We start from the raw sequence: 21,916 nt of genomic DNA, 5'->3' as shown, positions 1-21,916 counted from the left end.
AACGCTTTGGTAACAGGAATCCGCCGGCCGACCGGTCAATCGGAGGGCGTCGCCGTGGAGCGGCGCACAATGAGTTCGGGGGCGACATCCTCCTGCGGCAGGGACGGCCCGGCGCCGAGCAGACCCAGCAAGGCGGCGACACAGCGCCGCCCCAGCTCGGGGAAGTCCTGGCGGACCGTCGTGAGCGGTGGAAGGTAGTGCGCCGCCTCGGGGACGTCGTCGAAGCCTACGACGCTGACGTCGCCGGGGACTCCGAGGCCGGCCTCGGACATGGCATGGACGAGCCCCAGGGCCATCTGGTCGTTGGAGGCAAAGACGGCGCTGAACCCGCGTTCATCCGCCAGCGCCCGCCCCACGCGGTACCCGGACTCCGCGGTCCAGTCCCCCACCGGCGCCGCGAGGGGAGCGAAGTTCCAGGCCGCCATCTCCTCCCGGTAGCCCTGCAGCCGGGCGTCCGTCTCCACCCAGCCCTCCGGCCCGGCCAGGTGGAGAACCCTCCGGTGCCCCAGCTCCAGCAGGTGACGGGTCGCAAGGCGCGCGCCCGCCAGCTGGTCGACGGAGAGCCGGTGGTCGGCAAAGCGTCCCGTCGAATGCACCGTGACGAAGGGCAACCGGATCGAGAGGTCCTCGATGACGGCAAGGGACTGAGACTGGGGTGCGAGGATCACCAGGCCTTCCACCGCATGGTCCATGAGGCGGTCGAGGGCCGCGACGATAGAGTTCCGGTCGGTCCGCTCAAGGTTGGCGATATCGACCGAATAACCGGCGTCGGCTGCAGCCTTCTCGATGGCCTGCAGGCTCGCCGCCGGCCCGTATTCGGCTCCATGAGAGACGAGCACCCCCAGGATTCCGGACCTGCTCGTCACGAGGGCGCGCGCCGCCCGGTTGGGCCGGAAGGCGAGCTGTTCCATCGCCTCCAGCACGCGCTGGCGGGTTTCCTCCCGCAGGCTCGGATGACCGTTGATCACCCGCGAAACCGTCTGGTGGGAGACCCCGGCGGCACGTGCGACGTCCCGGATGTTCGCCGAGCGCTCAGGCCGCGCAGCCCTTCCGGGGTTCTTTTCGGTCATGGCGGACACGCTACTGCACCGCGGCGGCCCGGGCAGCCCGCCGAAATACCCTTGGAGTCCCCGCCCCAGGAAGGTCCCGGTGGCAGGATGGTCCCACCACCGACACCTGCGGGCGGAAGGCGCCGACCGGCCGGAGCAGCGGCACGCCGGACGGACGGCAACGCTGACACGGGCTGTACTGCGAGATTAGGAAGAAAAACCGATGACGATCGAGCGCAACTGGGCAGGAAACCTCACGTACCGGCAGGCCCGCCTCGAGCGCCCCGCCACCGTACAGGCCCTGCAGCGGATCGTTGCCGGCGCATCGTCGATCCGCGCACTGGGCAGCCGCCACTCGTTCAACGACATCGCCGACACCGAGGGCACCCTTGTGTCGCTGGAGCACCTCCCGGCGGATATTCGCGTCGATCGCCTCCGGCACACCGTGGACGTCGGTGCGTCGACCCGCTATGGCGAGCTCGCCGCCGAGCTCCAGCGGCAGGGATTCGCCCTTGCCAACCTCGCTTCGCTGCCGCACATCTCCGTCGGCGGGGCGGTTGCCACGGCCACCCACGGCTCCGGCAACGGCAATGGAAACCTCGCGACGGCCGTCGCCGCCATCGAGTTCGTCACGGCCTCCGGGGACCTGTGCACCGTCCGGCGCGGGGAGGACGCCGACTTCGCGGGGACGGTGGTGAATCTTGGCGCGCTCGGGATCATGACCCGCCTCACCCTCGACATCGAGCCGTCCTTCACCATCCGCCAGGACGCCTACACCGACCTTCCCTGGTCCCGCGTCCTAGAGCGCTTCGAGGAGGTCACCGGCGCGGCCTACAGCGTCAGCCTGTTCACCGACTGGGCCGGGGACACCGTCAACCAGGCCTGGCTGAAGTCCAGGACCTCAGCGGACGACGACGCCCCGGCTGCCGAGGCGTTTTCCGGCGGGACCAGGGCGGCCCGGCCGCTCCATCCGGTCCCCGGCATGTCCCCGGTGAACTGCACCCAGCAGCTCGGCGTCCCCGGCCCCTGGTCGGACCGCCTTGCCCACTTCCGGCTCGCCTTCACCCCGAGCAGCGGAGCGGAACTGCAGTCCGAGTACCTGATCGGCTCCGAGCACGCCCTGGCGGCCATCGACGCGGTCCGCGCCCTCGCCCCGAAACTCGCACCGCTGCTCCAGATCTCGGAGATCCGCACGATGGCCGCCGACGACCTGTGGTTGAGCGGAAATTACGGCCGTCCCGGCATCGGCCTTCACTTCACCTGGAAGCCGCTCCAGGCCGAGGTCGAGGCGTTCCTGCCGGAGCTCGAGGCCCGCCTTGCGCCCTTCTCCGCCCGGCCGCACTGGGGCAAGCTGTTCACCGCACGCATTGGCCGCCTCGACGGGCTGTACCCCCGCCTCGCGGACTTCCGCTCCCTTGCCGACACCTGGGATCCGCAGGGCAAGTTCCGCAACGGCTTCCTGGGGCGCACGGTGTTCGCTCCGGCGGACCGGCCGGTGATTCCGGGATGAACCGGCGGGCCTAGTGGGCGTCGACGATCGCCTCGTTGGGCCCGAAGCGGCGGTTCCGCAGCACGGGCAGGAACTCGCGGACGTCGTCGACCCGGTGCCGGGTGACCTCCGTCGTCACGACGGCCTCGGACTCGTGTTCGAGGAAGGCGTGCGCGACGCCCATCGGGTCGAGGATGGCCGAGTGGCCGATGGTGTGGTCGCTCGAGGTGCCGGCGGCGGCGATCCAGACGGTGTTCTCGATGGCGCGGGCCTTGAGCAGGGTCTCCCAGTGCTCGATCTTGTGCTCGCCCTGGAACCAGGCAGCGGGCACGCAGATCAGGTCGGCGCCGGCGTCGGCGAGCGCCCGGGCCTGCTCCGGGAAGCGGACGTCGTAGCAGGTCATCAGCCCCACGGACATCTCGCCGAGCGGCACGACGGTGAGGCCGCCGTCGCCGGGCTTGATCCGTTTTGATTCCTGGTAGCTGAACGCATCGTAGAGGTGCAGCTTCCGGTAGGTGTCGGCGATCCGGCCCGTCCGGTCGATCAGCACGAGGGTGTTGTAGGGGCGTTCCTCCCCGCTCGACTCGTAACCACCGGCGACGATCGCAAGGTCCAGTTCGGCGGCGAGGAAGGAGAGCTGCTGCACGAAGGTGCTCCAGCTGCCGTCGACGGCGGCGTGCAGCGGGCCGGTGACCTTGCCAACGGTGAACATCGACTCTTCCGGGAACACGATGAGCTCCGCGCCGTCGGACTTTGCCTTCCGGGCCAGCTTCCGCATCACCTTGAGGTTTGCCTGCACGTCCCCGCCCGGCCGGAACTGTCCTACGCTGACTTTCATATTCCCCGCCTCCGCGTCGCTGTCCCCTGCGCACCAGCCTACAGACTGCGCGGCGGGTTGCTAAAGGCTAGCGTTGGGCCATGAGCATTCGACGCGCGGTCCCCGGTCCCGGCCAGGAGTCCGTCTGGGACTATCCGAGGCCACCACGGGTGGAGGCGACCACCGAGGAGATCGTCGTGCGGTTCGGCGGCGGGGAGATCCTGCGGACCTCCTCGGCCCTGCGGGTGCTCGAGACGAGCCATCCGCCGGTGTACTACCTGCCGGCCGCGGACTTCGCGCCCGGGGTGCTGCAGGCCGCGGAGGGAAGTTCCTTCTGCGAGTTCAAGGGCACCGCGGGCTACTTCGACGTCGTCGGCGGCGGGAGGCGCGCGGCGCGGGCGGCCTGGACCTATCCCTCTCCCTCGGCCGGCTACGAGGAACTCGCCGGCCGCGTCGCCGTGTACCCGGGGGCGATGGATCTGTGCACCGTTGCCGGTGAGCGGGTCACCGCGCAGGCCGGCGACTTCTACGGCGGCTGGGTCACCGCGCGGATCGTCGGGCCGTTCAAGGGCGGGCCGGGAACCCAGGGCTGGTAGCGCCCCGGGCCCGCAGGCCCGGGGCGCTTTGTCAGCCGGTGATGAGGTCGTTGACCACGATGGTCTGGTCGCGGTCCGGGCCGACGCCGATGGCCGAGAACCGGGTCCCCGACATCTTCTCGAGCGCCCGCACGTAGACCTGCGCGTTGTCCGGCAGGTCCTCGATGCTGCGCGCACCGGTGATGTCCTCCGTCCACCCCTCGAAGTATTCGAAGATCGGCTTCGCGTGGTGGAACTCGGTCTGGGTCATGGGCATCTCGTTGTGCCGTACTCCGTCGACGTCGTAGGCGACGCAGACGGGGATGCGCTCGATGCCGGTGAGCACGTCAAGTTTCGTCACAAAGTAGTCGGTGAAGCCGTTGACGCGCGCCGCGTGGCGGGCCAGCACGGCGTCGTACCAGCCGGTGCGGCGCGGACGCCCGGTGTTCACGCCGAACTCCCCGCCGGTCTTCTGGAGGTACAGACCCATGTCGTCGAAGAGCTCGGTGGGGAACGGGCCGGCGCCCACACGCGTCGTATAGGCCTTGATGATGCCCACGGCCCGGGTGATGCGGGTCGGTCCAATGCCCGATCCGACCGATGCGCCGCCGGCGGTGGGGTTCGAGGAGGTGACGAACGGGTAGGTGCCGTGGTCGACGTCGAGGAAGGTGGCCTGGCCGCCCTCCATGAGGACCACCTTGCCCTCGTCGAGCGCCTCGTTGAGCACGAAGGTCGAATCGATGACCAGGGGGCGCAGCCGCTCGGCATAGGACAGGAAGTACGAGACAATCTCGTCCACCTCCACGCTCCGGCGGTTGTACACCTTCACGAGCAGTTCGTTCTTCTGCTTGAGGGATCCTTCGACCTTCTGGCGCAGGATCGACTCATCGAAGACGTCCTGGACGCGCAGTCCCAACCGGGCGACCTTGTCCATGTAGGCCGGGCCGATGCCGCGGCCCGTGGTGCCGATGGCACGCTTGCCGAGGAAACGCTCGGTCACCTTGTCGAGCACCTGGTGGTACGGCGCCACAAGGTGTGCGTTGGCCGAGATCCGCAGCTTGGAGGTGTCGGCGCCGCGTGCCTCGAGTCCGTCGATCTCATCGAACAGCGCCTCAAGGTTGATCACGCAGCCGTTGCCGATAATGGGGATGGCGTTGGGGCTGAGGATGCCGGCGGGAAGGAGCTTCAGCTCGTACTTCTCGCCGCCGACGACCACCGTGTGGCCGGCGTTGTTGCCGCCGTTGGGCTTGACCACGTAGTCGACGCGGCTGCCGAGCAGGTCGGTGGCCTTGCCTTTTCCTTCATCGCCCCACTGGGCTCCGACAATCACAATTGCAGGCATGGGATCCTCCCCCATTGTGGCGGCGCGGCGTGCCGGTCGATGGGCAGCCGCTGCCGTCATGAGAATGCCCCCGGCCATGCCGCCGTTGCCGGCCGCATCAGGGGCTCTTACGTCCCAAGTTTAGCCGAGCGCGCGGCGAAGGCGCTGCACAATGGACGCATGGACCGCTTCGAAGGACACATTGCCGGCATCGGAACCGCATCGGGGACCCGCCTGGTGGTCGGCCGGTGGGACCGTTCGCCCTTCGGCGCGTTCACCGACGTCATGATGGAGGACGCCGCAGGAGTCCGCACCCTGATCGCCCCATCGGAGGACATCGCCTCCTATGTCGGGGCGACCTACTCCTTCGACGAGGTCGAGGTGGCCCCGGTCCGCTCAAGCCTGTCCGCCACCCACCTCATGGTGCGGGCCGGCGGACTGCAGGTCACCGCCACCCTCGGTGGGCGCACCGTGCTGGGACGGGCGCTCGCCCTCGTCCCCCGCGCGGTCGCCACGAGTCCCCGGTGGCTTACCGTCATTTCACCCCTGGCCGCGGCCCTGGTGCCGGGGGTGCGCACCGCGGGCTCGGCGGGCAACGGCCGCCGCGAGTACTACGGCGTGCATTCCGCCCGCAGCGTCACGGCCGCCACCGCCACCCTCAACGGCACCGGCCTGGGCCCGCTCGCGCCGCTGCGCCCGGCGGTCCGGTTCGGCTTCAGTTCGGCCCCCGCGGCACCCCAGATCGTCAGCGTCGTGACGACCATCTCGCGCCCCCGCTGAACCCGCGCCCAACCGAGCCGGGGGGGCGGATGCTTCCGCCGCCCCGCCGCCCGAGGGGTCGTTATCCGACGGAGCGCCGCTCCGGATTCATCGAGTCGAGATACTGCTGCACCGCGTCCTCGGGCACCCGGTAGGAACGCCCGAACCGGATCCCGTGAATCGCCCCGGACTGTACCAGCCGGTACACAGTCATCTTGGAGACCCGCATCATGGCGGCCACCTCCGAGACAGTGAAAAGGTGAGTTGGAATTGTCTTGTTGTCCACCACGGCACACCCGCTCCCGCAAACCCAGCCGCCACTTTGGCGACTCCCTTAACTGTGTTGGTTCAGGGTGAAGGCTCACAAGGGATCGAGCTACTCGTTTATCCCGCGAAGGATTCGAGTAGTCCCCCGGAGCGGGTGCCCGCGGGGCGGATCAGGAGCCGAGCTGCGCGCTCGCCTCCGGGTCGGATTCCCGCAGGAAAGCGGCGATCCGCTCCGCCTCCTCGATCTCACCGATCGACGCGGCGGCCCGGCCCAGGGCGTAGAGGGACCGCAGGAAGCCGCGGTTCGGCGCATGCGAGTACGGCACCGGGCCCGCGCCGCGCCAGCCGTTGCGGCGGAGCGCGTCGAGGCCGCGGTGATAGCCCGTGCGCGCATAGGCGTAGGACTCGATGGTGCGGCCCTGCGCGTACGCCTCGTCGGCGAGGATGGCCCACACCAGCGAGGACGTCGGGTATTTTGCGGCCAGGTCCACCGCCTCGTCGCCGGCCTCCAGGCGATCCTCCACCTCGGGCTCCCCGGGCAGCAGAGTCGGCTCGGGTCCGAGCAGGTTCCTGCGGAACTCGTCGGACATCGTCAGAGCTTCTTTCCGGCGGAGCCGAGGGACTTCGCCGCTTCGACAACGCGGGCGGCGAGGGCCGCTTCGGCGGAGGCGCCCCAGACGCGCGGGTCGTACACCTTCTTGTTGCCCACTTCGCCGTCGACCTTCAGCACGCCGTCATAGTTGCGCAGCATGTGGTCCGCCACGGAGCGGGTGAAGGCGTACTGGGTGTCGGTGTCGATGTTCATCTTGATGACGCCGTAGGACACGGCGTCGGCGATCTCCTGCTCGCTTGAGCCGGAGCCGCCGTGGAAGACGAGGTCGAACGGCTTGTCCTTGCCGAGCTTCGACCCCACCTGCTGCTGGATGTCCTTGAGGATCTCCGGGCGCAGCTTGACCCCGCCCGGCTTGTAGACGCCGTGGACGTTGCCGAAGGTAAGCGCGGTGATGTAGCGGCCGTTCTCACCGGAGCCGAGCGCCTCCACGGTGGCGAGGGCGTCCTCGACGGTCGTGTAGAGCTTGTCGTTGATGGCGTTCTCCACGCCGTCCTCCTCGCCGCCCACGGTGCCGATCTCCACTTCGAGGATGATCTTCGCGGCGGCAGCGCGGGGCAGCAGCTCACGGGCGATGCGGAGGTTCTCCTCAAGGGTTTCGGCCGAGCCGTCCCACATGTGGGACTGGAACAGCGGGTTGCCCCCGCCCTTCACGGCCTCCTCGGAGGCCGCCAGGAGCGGAAGGACGAAGTCGTCGAGCTTGTCCTTGGGGCAGTGGTCGGTGTGCAGGGCGATGTTGACGTCGTACTTTTTGGCCACCTCGTGGGCGAAGGCCGCGAAGCCCCTCGCCCCCGCGACCATGTCCTTCACGCTGGCCCCGGACCAGTAGGCCGCTCCGCCCGTCGAAACCTGAACGATCCCATCGGAGCCCGCATCGGCGAAGCCGCGCATGGCGGCGTTGAGGGTCTGCGACGACGTGACGTTCACGGCCGGGTACGCGAAGCCGCCGGCCTTCGCGCGGTCGATCATCTCGGCGTAGATTTCGGGTGTGGCGATGGGCATGGTCGACTCCTCGTAGCTGGGTTCGTGGACGCCGGGCAGGAAGCACCCCGTGCGATCGTTCCCATCCTAGCCATCCACCGGTGCCCCCGCAGGGCCAATCCGGGAGCGGTCTGCGGCCTGCGCTCAGACCCGCTGGCCGTAGACGTGCCGGCGGATCCAGCCGTGCATGGCGATGGCCGCGGCCGCCGACGCGTTGATCGACCTCGTTGAGCCGAACTGGGCGATGGAGAGCGTCGCTTCGGCGGCGGCGTGGACCTCCGGGGTCAGTCCCGGCCCCTCCTGCCCGAAGACGAGGACGCAGCGCTCCGGCAGGTCGTAGGTCTCCAGCGGCACGGAGTCGGGGAAGTTGTCGATGCCGATGACGGCGAGGCCCTCGGCGGCCGACCACTCGACGAAGTCCGCCACGGTGGGGTGGTGGCGGACGTGCTGGTAGCGGTCAGTGACCATGGCGCCGCGGCGGTTCCAACGGCGCCGGCCGATGATGTGGACCTCGGCGGCCAGGAAGGCATTCGCGGTGCGCACCACCGAGCCGATGTTCAGGTCGTGCTGCCAGTTTTCGATGGCGACGTGGAACGGGTGCCGGCGCGTGTCGAGGTCGGCCACGATCGCCTCGTGGCTCCAGTACCGGTAGGCGTCGACCACGTTGCGGGTATCCCCCGCCCGAAGCAGCTCCTGATCCCACTGCGGACCCGTCGGCAGCTCCCCCTCCCACGGCCCCACGCCCACCGGCGGGGCGGCGTCCGGCGCCGGCACCAGCGGCTGGTCCTGCCCGGGCGCCGGCGTGGCGCCTGTTTCGTGCGAGCCTTCATTTTTCACCTCTCAAGCCTAAGGTGAAAGACTGATCGGATTCCCCACCCGCCCAGCGAAGGAAGCAGATGCGCAACAACGACTACATTGAATGCTGGCTGACGGACATGGACGGCGTCCTGGTTCATGAGAACCACCCGATCCCGGGGGCCGCCGAGCTGATCGAGCGCTGGGTGGCCACCTCCAAGCGGTTCCTGGTTCTGACGAACAACTCGATCTACACCCCGCGCGACCTGGCGGCGCGGCTGGCGGCCTCGGGCCTTGAGATCCCGGAGGAGAACCTCTGGACCTCGGCGATGGCCACCGCCGAATTCCTCAAGGGACAGCTGCCCGGCGCCCGCGCCTATGTGATCGGCGAGGCCGGCCTGACGACGGCCCTCCACGAGGCCGGTTTCGTGCTCACCGACACGAATCCCGACTATGTGGTCCTTGGAGAGACCCGCACCTACTCGTTCGAGGCCATCACCATGGCCATCCGGCTGATCCTGGAGGGGGCACGGTTCATCGCCACCAACCCCGACGTCACCGGGCCGTCCAAGGAGGGGGTGCTGCCCGCCACCGGGGCGATCGCGGCGCTGATCACGGCGGCGACCAACCGGGACCCATACATCGTGGGCAAGCCCAACCCGATGATGTTCCGCTCCGCGATGAACCAGATCGAGGCCCACTCGGAGACCACCGCGATGATCGGTGACCGCATGGACACCGACATCATCGCCGGCATGGAGGCGGGCCTGCACACGGTGCTCGTGCTCAGCGGCATCACCCAGCGCGCGGACATCGACGCCTATCCGTTCCGGCCGGACCAGGTGGTCGACTCCGTCGCGGACCTGATCGACTCGTTCTAGGCGCGGCCGCCTGTCAGGTCACCGGAGCGCGGCCGCCGTTCAAGTGACAGTGGCGCGGCCGCCGCCGCGCGGCAGCGGAATGAGCTGCTCCTGGATCGACTGCAGCAGCGGCTGGTAGGTCAGCGGGTTCCACTGCGGGCTCGCGTGCGCCGGGCGGGCGCCCTCGGTCACGAGGTCGCTCATCAGGAGGTTGGCCGGGAAGATTTCGGCCCAGCCCGCCCGCGCGGTGCTGTAGTTGACGACGGTGTCTCCCGGATTCCCAAGGAACGCCAGCTTGGTGTCGCCCAGCGACCTCCGGAAGCGCGTCGGGTCGAAGTGGTAGATGTAGGACGCCTGCGACTGGATCAGGGTGCTGCTCGGCGCCAGCGGCGAGAGCTGTTCGAAGGTCTGGTCGATGATTCTGCGCCAGGTGCGTTCGTTCTTGTGCGCGATGCGTTCTCCGAGTTCATACCCGCCGCGCACCACCGTCGGGATGCGGTACCCGGCCTCGTAGAGGAAGACGACGCCCTCGAACATCTCCTGTTCGAGCACGTCGAACTTGGTGTGGGGGCTGGAGTCCAGCACGATCAGCTCGACGGGAATGCCGCGGGCGGCGAGCCGCGCGGCGACCTCGACCGCGACCATCCCCCCGAAGCTGTGTCCGTAGAAGTAGAGCTTCTCAAGCTGGAAGTTCCGCACGTACCGATTCAGCTCCGCCACGATGTTGCTGACGTCCAGTCCGCGGTTGGAGTACCCCACCGTGGCCATCTGCGCCCGCCGGGAGAGGGCGGGCCGCAGCGAGTTGAGGATCCACAGGGCCTCCTCCCAGCTCGTCTTGTAGCCGGGGAAGAGCACCCAGCGGGCGTGCGGGAAGGCCGCCCGCGCGCCGTCGTCGGGCACCGGGAGCAGGCGCAGCGTCTCGCGCTCCTTCTGGATCCTGCGGGTCAGCACGAGGTCGGCGGTGAGCGCCAGGCCGAGCGAGGAACCGGTCAGGAAGGCCCTGCGGGAAAAGGCACCGACCTCGCTCGCGTCCCCCAGCAGGCGGCGGGCATCATCCATCGTGGACCGATTCCCTCCCGTCTCCGCTGGTGTCTTCCGTACGCACGCCCGCCGGCACTTCAGCCGAGGCCGAGTTCTTCCTTCCCGAACGCGTAGAGGTAGGGCACCCCCGCTTCGGCTTCGATCCGCTCCCGCGACCCGGTGTTGCGGTCCACGATGACGGCGACGGCGCGCACGTCTCCGCCCGCCTTCCGGACGCCCTCGACGGCGGTCAGCGCCGACCCGCCGGTGGTGGAGGTGTCCTCAAGGACGACCACGGGCCGGCCCGCGACGTCGGGGCCCTCGACCTGCCGGCCCATGCCGTGGGTCTTGGAGGCCTTGCGGACGACGAAGGCGTCGACGGGGCGGCCCGCGCGGGCCGCGGCGTGCATGACCGCGGTGCCCACCGGGTCCGCGCCCATGGTCAGGCCGCCTGCGCTCTGGAACTCGATGCCCGCCCCGTCGAGGAGGTCGAGCATGACGCGTCCGACGAGCTGGGAGGCCTCGTGGTGGAGCGTGATCCGGCGCAGGTCGATGTAGTAGTCGGCCTCCACCCCGCTGGAGAGCGTCACTTTGTCGTGCACCACGGCGAGTTCCTTGATGAGTTCGAGGAGCCGGGCGCGGTCGGCGGCGGTTGCGGAGGTGTCGGCGGTCATAATCCGAGTCTATCGAGTCCCCGCAGCCACTCGGGCCCTGGGGATTCCGCGGCCGGGCCAGTCCCACCCGGGAGGAGGAAGCCACCGCCCCGGTCGGGCACTGGATCGGGAGAAGCCCGACAGGGGGACCGCGTGCCTGTCCGCCTATCGGGTGTTGAAGCGTAACGCCCGCGAAACCTGCCCGTAGTAGCCTGAGCACATGCGCGAACTCCAGGCGAAAATCATCGAGGAACTGGGCGTGCGGCCCACCATCGACCCCGCGGGGGAGATCCGGAGCCGGGTTGGCTTCCTCAAGGACTACCTCCGGGCGAGCCGGACGAACGGATTCGTTCTGGGCATCAGCGGCGGGCTCGATTCGACCCTTGCCGGAAAACTCGCGCAGCTCGCCGTCGATGAGCTGCGCGCCGAGGGCACCGACGCCGACTTCGTCGCCGTCCGCCTGCCCTACAACGCCCAGAAGGACGAGGAGGACGCCCGCGCCGCCCTGGCGTTCATCGCCCCGCGCAGCACGCGCGAGTACAACGTCGCACCCGCCGTCGACGGGTTCCAGGACGAGTACGTGAAGACCACCGGAGAGAAGATCTCGGACTTCAACAAGGGCAACATCAAGGCGCGGGCCCGCATGGTGGCCCAGTACGCCCTTGCCGGCCAGCACAACCTCCTGGTGCTGGGCACCGACCACGGCGCCGAGTCCGTCACCGGCTTTTTCACCAAGTACGGCGACGGCGGCGCCGACATCCTGCCGCTGTTCGGGCTCAACAAGCGCCAGAACCGGGCGCTGTTGGAGGAACTCGGAGCTCCCGAGGCGCTGTACAACAAGGTGCCGACGGCGGACCTGCTCGACGACGCGCCCGGCCAGGCGGACGAGAAGGAACTGGGCCTGACGTACGACCAGATCGACGACTATTTGGAGGGGCGCCCGGTCGACGAGGAGGCCGCGGCGGCGATTGAACACCGTTACTGGATCACACGCCACAAACGCACCGTCCCTGTCACGGTTTTCGATTCCTGGTGGCGGGGCTGAAGCCCGCCGTTGGTAACCTAGTGCCCGTGAAGATCGCCACCTGGAACGTCAATTCCCTCCGTGCCCGTGCCGACCGCGTCGAGGCCTGGCTGAACCGCTCCGACGTCGACGTCCTGGCGATCCAGGAGACCAAGTGCAAGGACGAGAACTTCCCGTGGGAAATGTTCGAGAACGCCGGGTACGAGGTCGCGCACTTCGGCCTGAGCCAGTGGAACGGGGTGGCCATCGCGTCGCGGGTAGGGCTCGACGACGTCGAACGCACCTTCCCCGACCAGCCGGGCTTCGCCAAACCGGGGATTGAACCGGTCCAGGAGGCGCGCGCCATCGGCGCGACCTGCAACGGCGTGCGCGTGTGGAGCCTCTACGTGCCCAACGGCCGCGCCCTCGACGACCCGCACATGCCCTACAAGCTTCAGTGGCTCGAAGTGCTCCGCCGGCACGCGCAGGACTGGGTCACCGCCGACCCCGGCGCCCAGATCGCCCTCATGGGCGACTGGAACATCGCCCCGCAGGACGAAGACGTGTGGGACATCGACCTCTTCGTCAACGGCGGCCTCACCCACGTCAGCCCGCCCGAACGCAGCGCGTTCCAGGGGTTCCTCGACGCCGGCTACGCCGACGTGGCGCGCCCGTTCACCCCCGGGCCGGGCGTCTACACGTACTGGGACTACACGCAGCTCCGCTTCCCGAAGAAGGAGGGGATGCGGATCGACTTCGTCCTGGGCTCCCCGGTCCTCGCGGCGCGCGTGGCCAACGCCTCGATCGACCGGGAGGAACGCAAGGGCAAGGGCGCCTCGGACCACGCGCCCGTGATCGTGGAGCTCGACGGCCAGTGACCAGCCGCCGCCCCACCGGCATCGCCCCGCCGTTTCCCTACGTCTCGTTCCTGCGCGTCTACGAGCCCCTTGACGCCTTCGACGACGCCCAGCAGCTGGCCATCCTCGAACAGCGGTCGCGGGGGCGCCGTATCACGGAGCAGCTCGACCACCTCCAGTCCCTGCGCCGGGTGACCCGCACGGTCTCCGACCCCTTCCCGCACCGCGAACCCGATCTGGTGCGGGTGCTCCACTTTCCGGGCAACAGCGGCAGCACCACCCCCTACTACTGCCCGAACCAGCTCTCCGTGCGCACCACCCTGGCCGCCGAGTCCCTCGATGCGACGCTGAGGGGCCCGCTCGTCGACGTCCTGGTGCCCGAGGCGGCCCGCGAGGCCCAACAGGCCCGGCTCGACCCTGACACGTTCGCCGATTCGGTGGCGAAGCTCCACACCCGCTCGGCGACCTGGGGCGTGCCCTTTTCCTGGTTCGTGCTGATCCACGAGGACGACATGACCGAGGTCATCGAGGACAACGGCAGGGTGAGCACTGTCCGCATCGCCGCCCGCGTGCACGAGTGCATCGACCGGGCCCGGCACGCCATCGCCCAGCTCGCGATCGGCGCCCCGGAACTCGACCTGCTCGAGGAGCTCACCGACATCACCCAGTGGCTGGAGTTGTTCCGCCGCGACGCCGTCGTGGAGATCGACTACGGTGCGGTCGCCGACCGGGTCTTCCCCGACGAGTCGCCGTTCGATGTGCGGACGGGGATCGAGAGCCTCGCCGAGGCCGACATGACCGGAGCCGCCGCCTCCTACCGCCGGCTGGCCTCCCGCTGGATTCCGATCCGGCAGCTCGCGCGCGCCTCCTGAGGCCGGCACGGTGTGCCGGGCGGGCTGCCCGCCCTCAGCGCGGGGCCGGTCCGGTCGAGCCGCGCAGGATCAGCTCGTGCGGCTGGACCGGAATCACCTCGGCGGGGGGCAGGCCCTGGAGCTCCCCCAGCAGGATGCCCGCCGCGAAGGCCCCCTGCTCCTCCGGTTTCTGCCGCATCGTGGTCAGGCCCATCGGCTCGGCGAATTCGTGGTCGTCGATCCCGATGACCGACAGCTCGCCCGGAACGTCGATGCCCAGCTCCCCGGCCGCCCGCAGCACCCCGAACGCCATTTCGTCCGAGGAGCAGAAGACCGCCGTCGGCCGGTGGGCGGGGTCGGCGAGCATCTGCAGGGCACCCTCCCTGCCTTCCTTGAAGCGGAAGTCGCCGAAGACCTCCCATTCCGGCCGGATCTCGAGCCCATGCCCGGCCATGGTGCGCCGGTAGGCCGTCTCCCGGATCCGGGGTACGTGGAAGTCGATGCCGAAGGACCCGCCGCCGCGCAGGTGGCCGATGCGGGTGTGCCCCAGCCCGATGAGGTGCTCGACGGCGTCGCGGGCGGCGGCGTCGTCGTCGATCCCCACGTGGCGCACCCCCTCGACGGCTCCACCGACCACGATTGTGGGCGACTCGAGCTCGAGGAGGGAGGAGCGTTCGGAATCGGTCAGCTCGAGGCAGAGCACCAGCAGCCCGTCGATGCGTTTGCGCAGGATCGAGCGGTGGAACACCCGCTCGCGGTTGACGCCTGAGCCGCCGAGGCTGAACAACACAAGGTCATAGCCCGCCGAGCGCAGCCGCCGGTCGACCCCTTCAAGGACGGCCGAGAAATACCACCGCTCGATCTGCGGCAGGAGCACCCCCAGGGCCATGGTGCGCCCCGAGGCAAGCCCAGCCGCTGCCGACGAGGGGACGTACCCGAGGTGCTCGGCCTCCCGCTGCACCCGGGAGCGGGTATCCGGCGAGACCCCGGGCAGCCCCCGCAGCGCGCGGGAGACCGTTGCGGTCGAGACTCCCAGCGACTTCGCGACATCTTCGATGCTCGTCACGGGAATCAGCCCTTGAGGCCGCCTGCCAGCAGTCCGCGGACGAAGTACCTCTGCAGCCCGAAGAAGACCGCCAGCGGCACCAGGATCGAGACGAACGCACCGGCAGTGAGGCGCTGCCATTCGCCGCCACGTGAGCCCTGCAGCTCCGCGAGCCGCTGGGTGATCGGGGCGACGTCGGCCCCGCCTCCGGAGAACACCAGCGCCACCAGCAGGTCGTTCCACAACCACAGGAACTGGAAGATGCCGAACGAGGCAAGGGCGGGAGTGGCAAGGGGAATGATGATGCGCCAGAAGATGGTGCTGTGCCCGGCGCCGTCCACCCGTGCCGCCTCGATGACCTCACCGGGGATCTCCGCGATGAAGTTGTGGAGCAGGAAGATCGCCAGGGGCAGCCCGAAGATCGTGTGGGCCACCCAGAGCTGGGCGTACGTGTCGCTGGGAAACAGCTGCAGGTCCCCGATCTTCAGGACCTGGGTGAACAGCTGCAGCAGCGGGATCAGGGCCATCTGCAGCGGCACGATCTGCAGGGCGAAGACGAAGATGAACAGCCCGTCCTTGCCGCGGAAGCGGCCCCAGGCGAACATGTACGCCGCCATGGCGCCGATGACCAGGGTGAAGATCGTGCCCGGGATGACGATGGCGAGGGAGTTCACGAAGTAGGAACCCAGGTTCGGCGACTGGCTCCCGCCCGGGGCGAGGACATCCTGGTAGTTGGCCAGGGTGAACTGCCAGTCGGTGAAGACGTTCCACCAGCCGTTGCCCTTGATGTTGTCCTCGGGACGGAAGGAGGAGACGAACAGGCCGAAGGTTGGAATGGTCCAGAGAACGGCGATGACCACGGCGGCCGCCGTGGCGCCGCGGGAGGTCAGCTTCTGCCGGACCCGCCGCTGGATCGGCGGACGGTCCGCCGTCTCGATGTCCTGAAGCTCCGGGAAGACCTTGTTGGTGTTCTCGGCCGGGATGGCGCTCATCGGATCTCCTTCTGCTGGCGGAGCAACCGCGCGTTGTAGACGACGACGGGCAGGACCATCAGGAACAGGACCAGCGCGAGCGCCGCACCGCGGCCGGGCTCGCCGGCGCGGAAGGCCTGGGTGTACATCTCGTTGGCGACGACCGAGGTTTCGTACTGTCCGGCGGTCATCGTGCGCACGATGTCGAACACCTTGAGGGTGCCGATGGTGATGGTGGTGACGACGACGATCAGTGAGCCGCGGATCGTGGGGATGGTGACGTTCCGGAACTGCTGCCAGGCGCTGGCGCCGTCGAGCCGGGCGGCCTCCACGATTTCCGTCGGAATGCCCTTGATGGCGGCGGAGAGCACCACCATGGCAAAGCCGGTCTGGATCCAGATCATCACGGCGATCAGGAAGAAGGTGTTCTCGGGGGCGTCGAGCAGGAACTGCTTGGGTGTCTGTCCGAGCCAGACGAGGATCTGGTTGGCCAGGCCGATCTGGTCCTGCTCGGCATCCTTGTAGGCGTAGACGAAGCGCCAGATGACGCCGGCGCCCACGAAGGAGATGGCCATGGGCATGAACACCAGCGCCTTGAGCGCCTTCTCCCCGCGTGCCTTGTCGATGAAGACCGCGTAGGCGAGGCCGATCGAGGAGGCGAGCAGGGGAACCAGGACCACCCAGATCACGGTGTTGCGCAGGGTGACCAGGGCCTCGGGCTGGGTGAACATCCACACGAAATTATCGAGGCCGGTGAACTTCCCGGCCGCGTCGGTGAAGGAAAGGTAGGTCGTCTGGAGTGCCGGGTAGACGAGTCCGACACCGAGCAGGACCAGGGCCGGTGCGAGGAACCCGGCGATCTGGATTTTCTCCCGGGACGACTTGGGGGCCCGGTCGACGACGAGCATGAGTAAACCGATGATGGCGGCGAAGATGGCAAGTGCCACCACCACCTGTATGCCTTTTTCTGCTAGATCTTCCACAGCCCAGCCTCCTTGGTGCGCCTGGTGGATGAAACGATGAACTGTCCGGCCGGCGGGGCGCGGAAGCGCGGGAGTGCCGGAAGCCGGAGGGCACTAACGCCGCCGGCCGTCCCTGCGGGGAACAGCCGGCGGCGTTGGCGTGCCTGGCTAGGACTTGGGCCAGCTGCTCTCGACCGAGTCCGTGACCTTCTTGGTCTCGTCGCCGTTGATCCAGTTCACGATGCCGCTCCAGAAGGAGTTGGCGCCGACGGCTCCGGGCATCAGGTCCGATGCGTCGAAGCGGAAGACCGTTTCGGGGTTCTGGAGCAGTTCGATCGACTGGCGGTCCAGGTCCGATCCTGCGAGCTCCGGATCCAGACCCTTGTTGGCGCTGATCGCACCACCCTGCTCAACGCGGGCGTTCGCGAAGTCGGCGCTTGCCATGTACGACTGCAGGGCAACGACCTCGGGCTTGTCCGAGTAGGCGCCGACCATTTCGCCGCCACCGGTGATGGCGGTGCCATCGGCGGGGTCAACGGGAGGGGTCATGAAGGCCCAGACGTCGCCGTCCTCGGCCACCTCGGTGCCTTCGGGCCAGTTGGCTGCCTGGAAGGAGGCCTGGTGGTGCATGGCGCAGGCGCCGTCGAGGACGGGCTGGCCGGCCTCGGCGAAGGCCGTCGACAGGATCGAGCGCGAGTCGCCGAAGCCGCCGTTGACGTAGTCGTCGTTCTTGAGGATCTCCCCGACCTTGTCGAAGGACTCGACGATCTTCGGGTCGTTGAACGGGATCTCGTGGGCGACCCACTGGTCGTAGACCTCGGGACCGTGGTCGCGGAGCACCGCGTCCTCGACCCAGTCGGTTCCCGGCCAGCCGGTTGCCTCGCCGGATTCGAAGCCGGCGCACCAGGGCTTCATTTCCTTTTCTTCGCTGGCGATCTTCTCGGTCAGCTCCATCATCTCGTCCCAGGTCGTGGGGACTTCCCAGCCCTTCTCCTCGAAGGTCGCCGGAACGTACCAGACGTAGCCCTTGATGTTCGCGAGCATGGGGGCGGCGTAGAAGGTTCCGTCGACCGTGCCGTACTTCTTCCAGTCCTCGGACCAGCCCTCGTCGACGAGGTCGGAGACCTCCTGCGGTGCGGGCTTCAGGTTGCCCGCCTGTGCGGCGAGCAGGCCCGGCTGGGGGAAGATGGCGAGGTCCGGCGGGTTTCCGGCCTTGGCGCGGACGCCGATCTGGGTCTCGAATTCCTTCGAACCTTCGTAGGCCACCTCGATGCCGGTGCATTCGGCGAAGTCGGCCCAGGAGTTTTCGAGCAGCTCGGCTTCGACGTCGACGATCGTTGAGTAGACGCTGACCTCGGTGCCTTCGTGCTCTCCGTAGGCCTCGTAGAGGGAGCAGTCGGCGTCTCCGCCGCCGGCCTCACCGGATCCACCGGATCCGCAGGCGGAGAGTGCGAGCGTCAGGACGCTCAGGGCCGCGAGCGGCGCCAGCGCTTTCTTGGAGCGAGATTTTGGCATTAAAGAGACTCCTTTGTCTGGCGGCACGCATCAGTCGGTTCCACGCCCGCCATCGGGCCGGAATTCTAACCGTGCCGCCGCCTCACCAGATTGATATCCCCGACAGTAAGCGCTTACGTAAGTGGCCCACAACACAGGGGAGCGTTCCGTGTCCCTTCGATACCGAATCGTGACTGTCCCCACCCGGGCGGTGTCGGCGGTGGGCGGATCGGCTCAGCTCACCCGGTCGGCGCGCGTGAAGCGCGCCCGGGCACCGGCGCTGATACTGATGAGCACCGGCGCGCGGTGGCCCAGGACGACGTCGAGCGCCTCGACGAGCACCGCGACCTCCTCTGCGACCCGTGCCGGTGCGGCGCCCTGCCGGGGGTAGACCCGGACGCGCAGCGCCGAGGTGCCCCGGAAGCGCCAGGTCGTCACCGCCGCGTTCACGAGGTCGCGCCGCTCCTGCAGGGCCACCTTGAGCGCCTGCTCGGCGGCCGCCGCGGTGATGGTCACGGTTCCGGCGGCCTCCGGGGGCTCCTCCCCGCCGCGGACCTCCACGAAGTTGCCGGTCCTCCCCCGGCCCTGCACCGCCAGCCAGGCGATCATCAGCGCGGCCAGCAGCAGGAACACGAGGGCGAGCAGGATCCACAGCCAGTCGTCGCCGCCCCGCTCGAGGATCGAACCGATCCCGGCCGCGGTGCCGGCCGCGGCGGCCCGCCACTGCCGGGCGACCCCGGGGAAAAGGGCAGCCGCCGTCCCCGCGGCCCCGACGGTCATCAGCACGAGGCCGAAGAATCCGAGCAGGATCCGGTTGAAGGCACGGGGTGTCGAGTTCACTGGCCGATCACCCCGCTGGGTGCGACGGCCACCCGGACGGCGGGGAACGGCTCGGCGACGGTGCCGCGGAGGTCCTCTTGGACGGCCAGCCGGACCGATTCGGCGTCCACCGGGATGCCCGAGGTCGGCCGCACGGTGACCTCGACGAGGCGGCGGCCCACGGTGACGAGGACCTGCTCGGAGCCGACGCCGGCGGCCAGCCGGGCGCGCCGGGCCAGCGTAGCCGCTAGGATCTCGGCGTCCACCACCACCGCGGCCCTTCCGTTGGGCACCGCGTACCGTGCCCGCCGGCCCGGGAGGACCGCCGCCAGGAACAGCATCAGGCCGACGACGAACACCAGCAGTCCGGCCGGAACCAGGAGGGATGCCGGCAGGAGGTCGGGCAGGCGGCCCAGCGACGCGGCCAGCCGGTCGAGGTCGATCAGGAAGGGCGGGTCGCCGACCGCCTTCAGGACTGCCTCAAGGAACAGCAGGATGGAAACCGCTGCCACGACGGTGCCGGTGAGGATCGAGGGGACCGCGCGGGAGGCGTGAAGTTCCCGGCGGAGGGCGTGCTGCGTCACCTCGTCCACGCCGGCTGCGGGCCCGTTCATCGGACCCGCCCCTGCACGGCGGCCGTCCCGATGATCCGGATGTCCACCCGGCTGAGCCGGGTGCCGGTGAGCGCGGTTACCGTCGCCAGGATCCCGGCCTTCGCCTGCCGCGCACGTTCAAGGACCGACCCCCCGGGTGGCGGGATACGCGCGGGCTCGGCGGCAAGGCGCGCCAGCGGGGGGATGGGCACCGGCAGGGACAGCTCAAGGGCCAGCAGGCCGCCGTCGTCGGTGTACACGGCACGGACCGAGGCGGGGGGAACCCCGAAGTGCTCAGCTGCGGCGGCCTGCGCCGTACTGACGAGGGCCTGGGTGGTGATCCGGTTGTGCCCGGAGACCTGCGGGGCGGCCGCGGGCCCCGACGCACGGAGCGCTGCGCTGCTCACGAAGAGGATCGGCGCCCGGTCAGGGCATCCCGGACGCTGCGGAAATCGAGCTTGCCCTCGGCACTGCGGCCCAGCAGCGCCCCGGCCCCCATCAGCAGGGCCGTCAGCAGGAAACCCCAGAATCCGAAACTGAGGGCGGCCAGGGCAAGGACCGCGCCCGCCGCCATGCCGGTGACTGTTGGTGTCATTGGAAGTCCTTCGTTGGACGGATCAGAGCTGGGTGGAGCCCAGGGCCCGGGATTTCTCGCTGGAGCGTACATCGTTGAGGCCGGGGACGTGGACGTCGCTGACCTCGACGTTGACCTCGATCACCTCGAGCCCGACGAGGTCGCTGACGGCCTGGTACACGGTGGCCCGGACGGCGTCGGCCAACCGGTGCAGCGGGTAGCCGTACTCGGCAACGAGGCTGACATCGACGGCGACCTGGGTCTGGCCCACCTCGACGCGGACGCCCTGCACCGGCTCGGCCGCGCCGACGGCGTCCCGCAGGGCGCCCAGCCGGCCCGCGCCCCCGCCGAGGGCGTAGACGCCCGGCACCGACCGCGCCGCCACGGCGGCGATCCGGACGGCCGCCGGGTCGGCGATCACGGTCCGCCCGGGCGCTGTGCCCGGAACGGTCGGAGGAGAAGCAGGTTCAGTGGGAAGCGGGTCCATGCGCGCGCACCTTTCGTCTGTGCCCAGCCTAAGCCCTCGCCCCGGTCCGGACAGAGGACCCGGGCCGGGCGGCATCCCGCGTCGCCGGCTGCGGCCCGGAAGGCCCGCGTCGAGGCGCGGAATCGGGCGTTAAACAAGAAAACCCCGGATTTCCAAGAAGGAAACCGCGGGGTATTCAGTAGTGGCTCCGACCGGCGTCGATCCGGTGACCTTTCGATTTTCAGTCGAACGCTCTACCAACTGAGCTACAGAGCCGTGCAACCATCTTCCGATGATCACCGCATCAAACCGGCACTGCTTACGCCTGCCGCCTGAGCGACCCTGACGGGACTTGAACCCGCGACCTCCGCCGTGACAGGGCGGCGCGCTAACCAACTGCGCTACAGGGCCTTGCTATCTTGCACTTTCATTTTTGCAAGAGTTTCATCCTACCAGCATCTCTGCGGTGCGAATGACCACCGAAACCGGTGAATCCTGCGTACCCCCAACGGGATTCGAACCCGTGCCGCCGCCGTGAAAGGGCGGTGTCCTAGGCCGCTAGACGATGGGGGCCTGTCCACTTGGGGCGAAAGCTCCCCGCTGTGGACCTATAAAACTATAGGTCCTCCATCTCGAATATCCAAAATGCGTCCGTGGGCGCGTTCCGGACCGCGGCGAGAGGCATCCGGCGGGCACGGATAGAGTCGAAGGGTGCCTATCGACATGAGCCTTGCGGACTTCGAGGCCGCCGTTGACGACGCCATCGACTCCATTCCCGAGGACCTGGCGCGCGCCATGAACAATGTGGCGATCTTCGTGGTCGAGGAATACGAACCGGGCCCGGGCGATGAACCGGACCCGGACCTGCTCGGCCTCTACGAGGGGGTGCCGCTGACGGAGCGGGACTCGTGGTGGGATGCCGGCTCGCTGCCGGACCGCATCAGCATCTTCCGCCAGCCGCTGATGCGCATGTGTTCCTCCCGGGAGGAACTCGTCGAGCAGATCCTCATCACCGTCATCCACGAGGTGGCCCACCACTTCGGCATCGACGACGAGCGCCTGCACGAACTCGGCTGGGGCTAGCC

26 protein-coding genes and 3 tRNA genes are annotated in these 21,916 nt (G+C 68.9%); 8 read left to right on the top strand and 21 right to left on the bottom strand.

Annotation, left to right across the window (positions count from 1 at the left end; genetic code table 11):
* Positions 1 to 35: 35 nt before the first annotated feature.
* On the bottom strand, positions 36 to 1,070 hold the full coding sequence (locus ACX80W_RS07800) for a LacI family DNA-binding transcriptional regulator (protein WP_459281991.1): 1,035 nt from the start codon (positions 1,068 to 1,070) through the stop codon (positions 36 to 38).
* Between the two features lie 202 nt (positions 1,071 to 1,272).
* On the opposite strand from ACX80W_RS07800, the gene ACX80W_RS07795 reads away from it, so the two are divergent.
* Positions 1,273 to 2,559 (top strand): FAD-binding protein, encoded by a 1,287-nt coding sequence (locus tag ACX80W_RS07795; protein ID WP_459281989.1) that lies wholly within the window; start codon positions 1,273 to 1,275, stop codon positions 2,557 to 2,559.
* A 10-nt stretch (positions 2,560 to 2,569) separates the two neighbouring features.
* Here the strand turns inward: ACX80W_RS07795 and ACX80W_RS07790 are convergent, their stop codons facing one another.
* Positions 2,570 to 3,376, bottom strand: a complete 807-nt coding sequence (locus ACX80W_RS07790; RefSeq protein ID WP_459281987.1) for a carbon-nitrogen hydrolase family protein — start codon at positions 3,374 to 3,376, stop codon at positions 2,570 to 2,572.
* Between the two features lie 80 nt (positions 3,377 to 3,456).
* Here ACX80W_RS07790 and ACX80W_RS07785 point away from each other — a divergent pair, with 80 nt between their 5' ends.
* Entirely contained in the window at positions 3,457 to 3,951 is a 495-nt protein-coding gene (locus tag ACX80W_RS07785; RefSeq protein WP_459281985.1) for a DUF427 domain-containing protein, read from the top strand.
* Positions 3,952 to 3,982: 31 nt separating this feature from the next.
* On the opposite strand, the gene ACX80W_RS07780 is transcribed toward ACX80W_RS07785, so the two are convergent.
* Entirely contained in the window at positions 3,983 to 5,272 is a 1,290-nt protein-coding gene (locus ACX80W_RS07780; protein WP_459281983.1) for an adenylosuccinate synthase, read from the bottom strand.
* Between the two features lie 159 nt (positions 5,273 to 5,431).
* Between ACX80W_RS07780 and ACX80W_RS07775 the strand changes: the two genes are divergently transcribed.
* The gene (locus ACX80W_RS07775) at positions 5,432 to 6,031 is read left to right on the top strand and encodes a hypothetical protein (RefSeq protein WP_459281981.1); all 600 of its coding nucleotides are present in this window, start codon (positions 5,432 to 5,434) and stop codon (positions 6,029 to 6,031) included.
* A gap of 61 nt (positions 6,032 to 6,092) precedes the next feature.
* Here the strand turns inward: ACX80W_RS07775 and ACX80W_RS07770 are convergent, their stop codons facing one another.
* From ACX80W_RS07770 to ACX80W_RS07755, 4 genes are all read right to left on the bottom strand, one after another.
* Entirely contained in the window at positions 6,093 to 6,242 is a 150-nt protein-coding gene (locus ACX80W_RS07770) for a helix-turn-helix domain-containing protein (RefSeq protein ID WP_459282247.1), read from the bottom strand.
* 205 nt (positions 6,243 to 6,447) lie between these two features.
* Positions 6,448 to 6,867: a DUF3151 domain-containing protein gene (locus ACX80W_RS07765; protein WP_459281979.1), complete on the bottom strand. Its 420-nt coding sequence runs from the start codon at positions 6,865 to 6,867 to the stop codon at positions 6,448 to 6,450.
* A 2-nt stretch (positions 6,868 to 6,869) separates the two neighbouring features.
* Positions 6,870 to 7,889, bottom strand: a complete 1,020-nt coding sequence (gene fbaA, locus ACX80W_RS07760) for a class II fructose-bisphosphate aldolase (protein WP_459281977.1) — start codon at positions 7,887 to 7,889, stop codon at positions 6,870 to 6,872.
* 123 nt (positions 7,890 to 8,012) lie between these two features.
* The gene (locus tag ACX80W_RS07755) at positions 8,013 to 8,645 is read right to left on the bottom strand and encodes a TrmH family RNA methyltransferase (protein WP_459282245.1); all 633 of its coding nucleotides are present in this window, start codon (positions 8,643 to 8,645) and stop codon (positions 8,013 to 8,015) included.
* Between the two features lie 119 nt (positions 8,646 to 8,764).
* Here ACX80W_RS07755 and ACX80W_RS07750 point away from each other — a divergent pair, with 119 nt between their 5' ends.
* Positions 8,765 to 9,544: an HAD-IIA family hydrolase gene (locus ACX80W_RS07750; RefSeq protein ID WP_459281975.1), complete on the top strand. Its 780-nt coding sequence runs from the start codon at positions 8,765 to 8,767 to the stop codon at positions 9,542 to 9,544.
* Positions 9,545 to 9,583: 39 nt separating this feature from the next.
* Here ACX80W_RS07750 and ACX80W_RS07745 read toward each other — a convergent pair whose 3' ends face one another.
* Positions 9,584 to 10,582, bottom strand: coding sequence for a thioesterase domain-containing protein (locus ACX80W_RS07745; RefSeq protein WP_459281973.1), 999 nt, complete (start codon positions 10,580 to 10,582; stop codon positions 9,584 to 9,586).
* Between the two features lie 59 nt (positions 10,583 to 10,641).
* Entirely contained in the window at positions 10,642 to 11,217 is a 576-nt protein-coding gene (pyrE, locus tag ACX80W_RS07740; protein ID WP_459281971.1) for an orotate phosphoribosyltransferase, read from the bottom strand.
* Between the two features lie 199 nt (positions 11,218 to 11,416).
* On the opposite strand from pyrE, the gene nadE reads away from it, so the two are divergent.
* Genes nadE through ACX80W_RS07725 form a run of 3 tightly spaced genes read left to right on the top strand, consistent with a single transcriptional unit; the run spans position 11,417 to position 13,928 of the window.
* Positions 11,417 to 12,241, top strand: coding sequence for an NAD(+) synthase (gene nadE / locus ACX80W_RS07735; RefSeq protein WP_459281969.1), 825 nt, complete (start codon positions 11,417 to 11,419; stop codon positions 12,239 to 12,241).
* Positions 12,242 to 12,267: 26 nt separating this feature from the next.
* A complete protein-coding gene (locus ACX80W_RS07730) occupies positions 12,268 to 13,077 on the top strand; it encodes an exodeoxyribonuclease III (RefSeq protein WP_459281967.1) in 810 nt (269 codons plus the stop codon).
* Positions 13,074 to 13,928, top strand: a complete 855-nt coding sequence (locus tag ACX80W_RS07725; RefSeq protein ID WP_459281965.1) for a DUF8083 family protein — start codon at positions 13,074 to 13,076, stop codon at positions 13,926 to 13,928. The genes ACX80W_RS07730 and ACX80W_RS07725 overlap by 4 nt, the downstream gene beginning before the upstream one ends.
* A 34-nt stretch (positions 13,929 to 13,962) precedes the next feature.
* On the opposite strand, the gene ACX80W_RS07720 is transcribed toward ACX80W_RS07725, so the two are convergent.
* The 12 genes from ACX80W_RS07720 to ACX80W_RS07665 all read right to left on the bottom strand — a co-directional run bounded on the left by ACX80W_RS07720 (position 13,963) and on the right by ACX80W_RS07665 (position 21,404).
* Entirely contained in the window at positions 13,963 to 14,973 is a 1,011-nt protein-coding gene (locus ACX80W_RS07720) for a LacI family DNA-binding transcriptional regulator (RefSeq protein WP_459281963.1), read from the bottom strand.
* 5 nt (positions 14,974 to 14,978) lie between these two features.
* Positions 14,979 to 15,944, bottom strand: a complete 966-nt coding sequence (locus ACX80W_RS07715) for a carbohydrate ABC transporter permease (protein ID WP_459281961.1) — start codon at positions 15,942 to 15,944, stop codon at positions 14,979 to 14,981.
* Positions 15,941 to 16,906, bottom strand: coding sequence for a carbohydrate ABC transporter permease (locus ACX80W_RS07710; RefSeq protein ID WP_459281959.1), 966 nt, complete (start codon positions 16,904 to 16,906; stop codon positions 15,941 to 15,943). The genes ACX80W_RS07715 and ACX80W_RS07710 overlap by 4 nt, the downstream gene beginning before the upstream one ends.
* Before the next feature lie 147 nt (positions 16,907 to 17,053).
* Positions 17,054 to 18,400 (bottom strand): ABC transporter substrate-binding protein, encoded by a 1,347-nt coding sequence (locus tag ACX80W_RS07705; protein WP_459281957.1) that lies wholly within the window; start codon positions 18,398 to 18,400, stop codon positions 17,054 to 17,056.
* Between the two features lie 213 nt (positions 18,401 to 18,613).
* Positions 18,614 to 19,219 carry a hypothetical protein gene (locus tag ACX80W_RS07700; RefSeq protein WP_459281955.1) on the bottom strand — a complete coding sequence of 202 codons (606 nt, stop codon included), beginning with the start codon at positions 19,217 to 19,219 and terminating at the stop codon, positions 18,614 to 18,616.
* Positions 19,216 to 19,812, bottom strand: a complete 597-nt coding sequence (locus ACX80W_RS07695) for a DUF6286 domain-containing protein (protein WP_459281953.1) — start codon at positions 19,810 to 19,812, stop codon at positions 19,216 to 19,218. The genes ACX80W_RS07700 and ACX80W_RS07695 overlap by 4 nt, the downstream gene beginning before the upstream one ends.
* Positions 19,809 to 20,198 (bottom strand): hypothetical protein, encoded by a 390-nt coding sequence (locus ACX80W_RS07690; RefSeq protein ID WP_459281951.1) that lies wholly within the window; start codon positions 20,196 to 20,198, stop codon positions 19,809 to 19,811. Before ACX80W_RS07690 ends, ACX80W_RS07695 begins: the two co-directional genes overlap by 4 nt.
* A complete protein-coding gene (locus tag ACX80W_RS07685; RefSeq protein ID WP_459281949.1) occupies positions 20,195 to 20,386 on the bottom strand; it encodes a DUF2273 domain-containing protein in 192 nt (63 codons plus the stop codon). Before ACX80W_RS07685 ends, ACX80W_RS07690 begins: the two co-directional genes overlap by 4 nt.
* A gap of 22 nt (positions 20,387 to 20,408) precedes the next feature.
* Entirely contained in the window at positions 20,409 to 20,852 is a 444-nt protein-coding gene (locus tag ACX80W_RS07680) for an Asp23/Gls24 family envelope stress response protein (RefSeq protein ID WP_459281947.1), read from the bottom strand.
* A gap of 182 nt (positions 20,853 to 21,034) precedes the next feature.
* A tRNA-Phe gene (locus ACX80W_RS07675) sits at positions 21,035 to 21,107 on the bottom strand.
* Between the two features lie 61 nt (positions 21,108 to 21,168).
* A tRNA-Asp gene (locus tag ACX80W_RS07670) sits at positions 21,169 to 21,242 on the bottom strand.
* An 89-nt stretch (positions 21,243 to 21,331) separates the two neighbouring features.
* A tRNA-Glu gene (locus ACX80W_RS07665) sits at positions 21,332 to 21,404 on the bottom strand.
* A 150-nt stretch (positions 21,405 to 21,554) separates the two neighbouring features.
* Here ACX80W_RS07665 and ACX80W_RS07660 point away from each other — a divergent pair.
* Entirely contained in the window at positions 21,555 to 21,914 is a 360-nt protein-coding gene (locus ACX80W_RS07660) for a metallopeptidase family protein (RefSeq protein ID WP_459282243.1), read from the top strand.
* The last annotated feature ends 2 nt before the right edge of the window (positions 21,915 to 21,916 follow it).

It is taken from the genome of Arthrobacter melezitosi (genome assembly GCF_054511055.1).
Note: the sequence above shows the minus strand (reverse complement) of the source record. Positions and strands in the feature narration are given on the sequence as shown.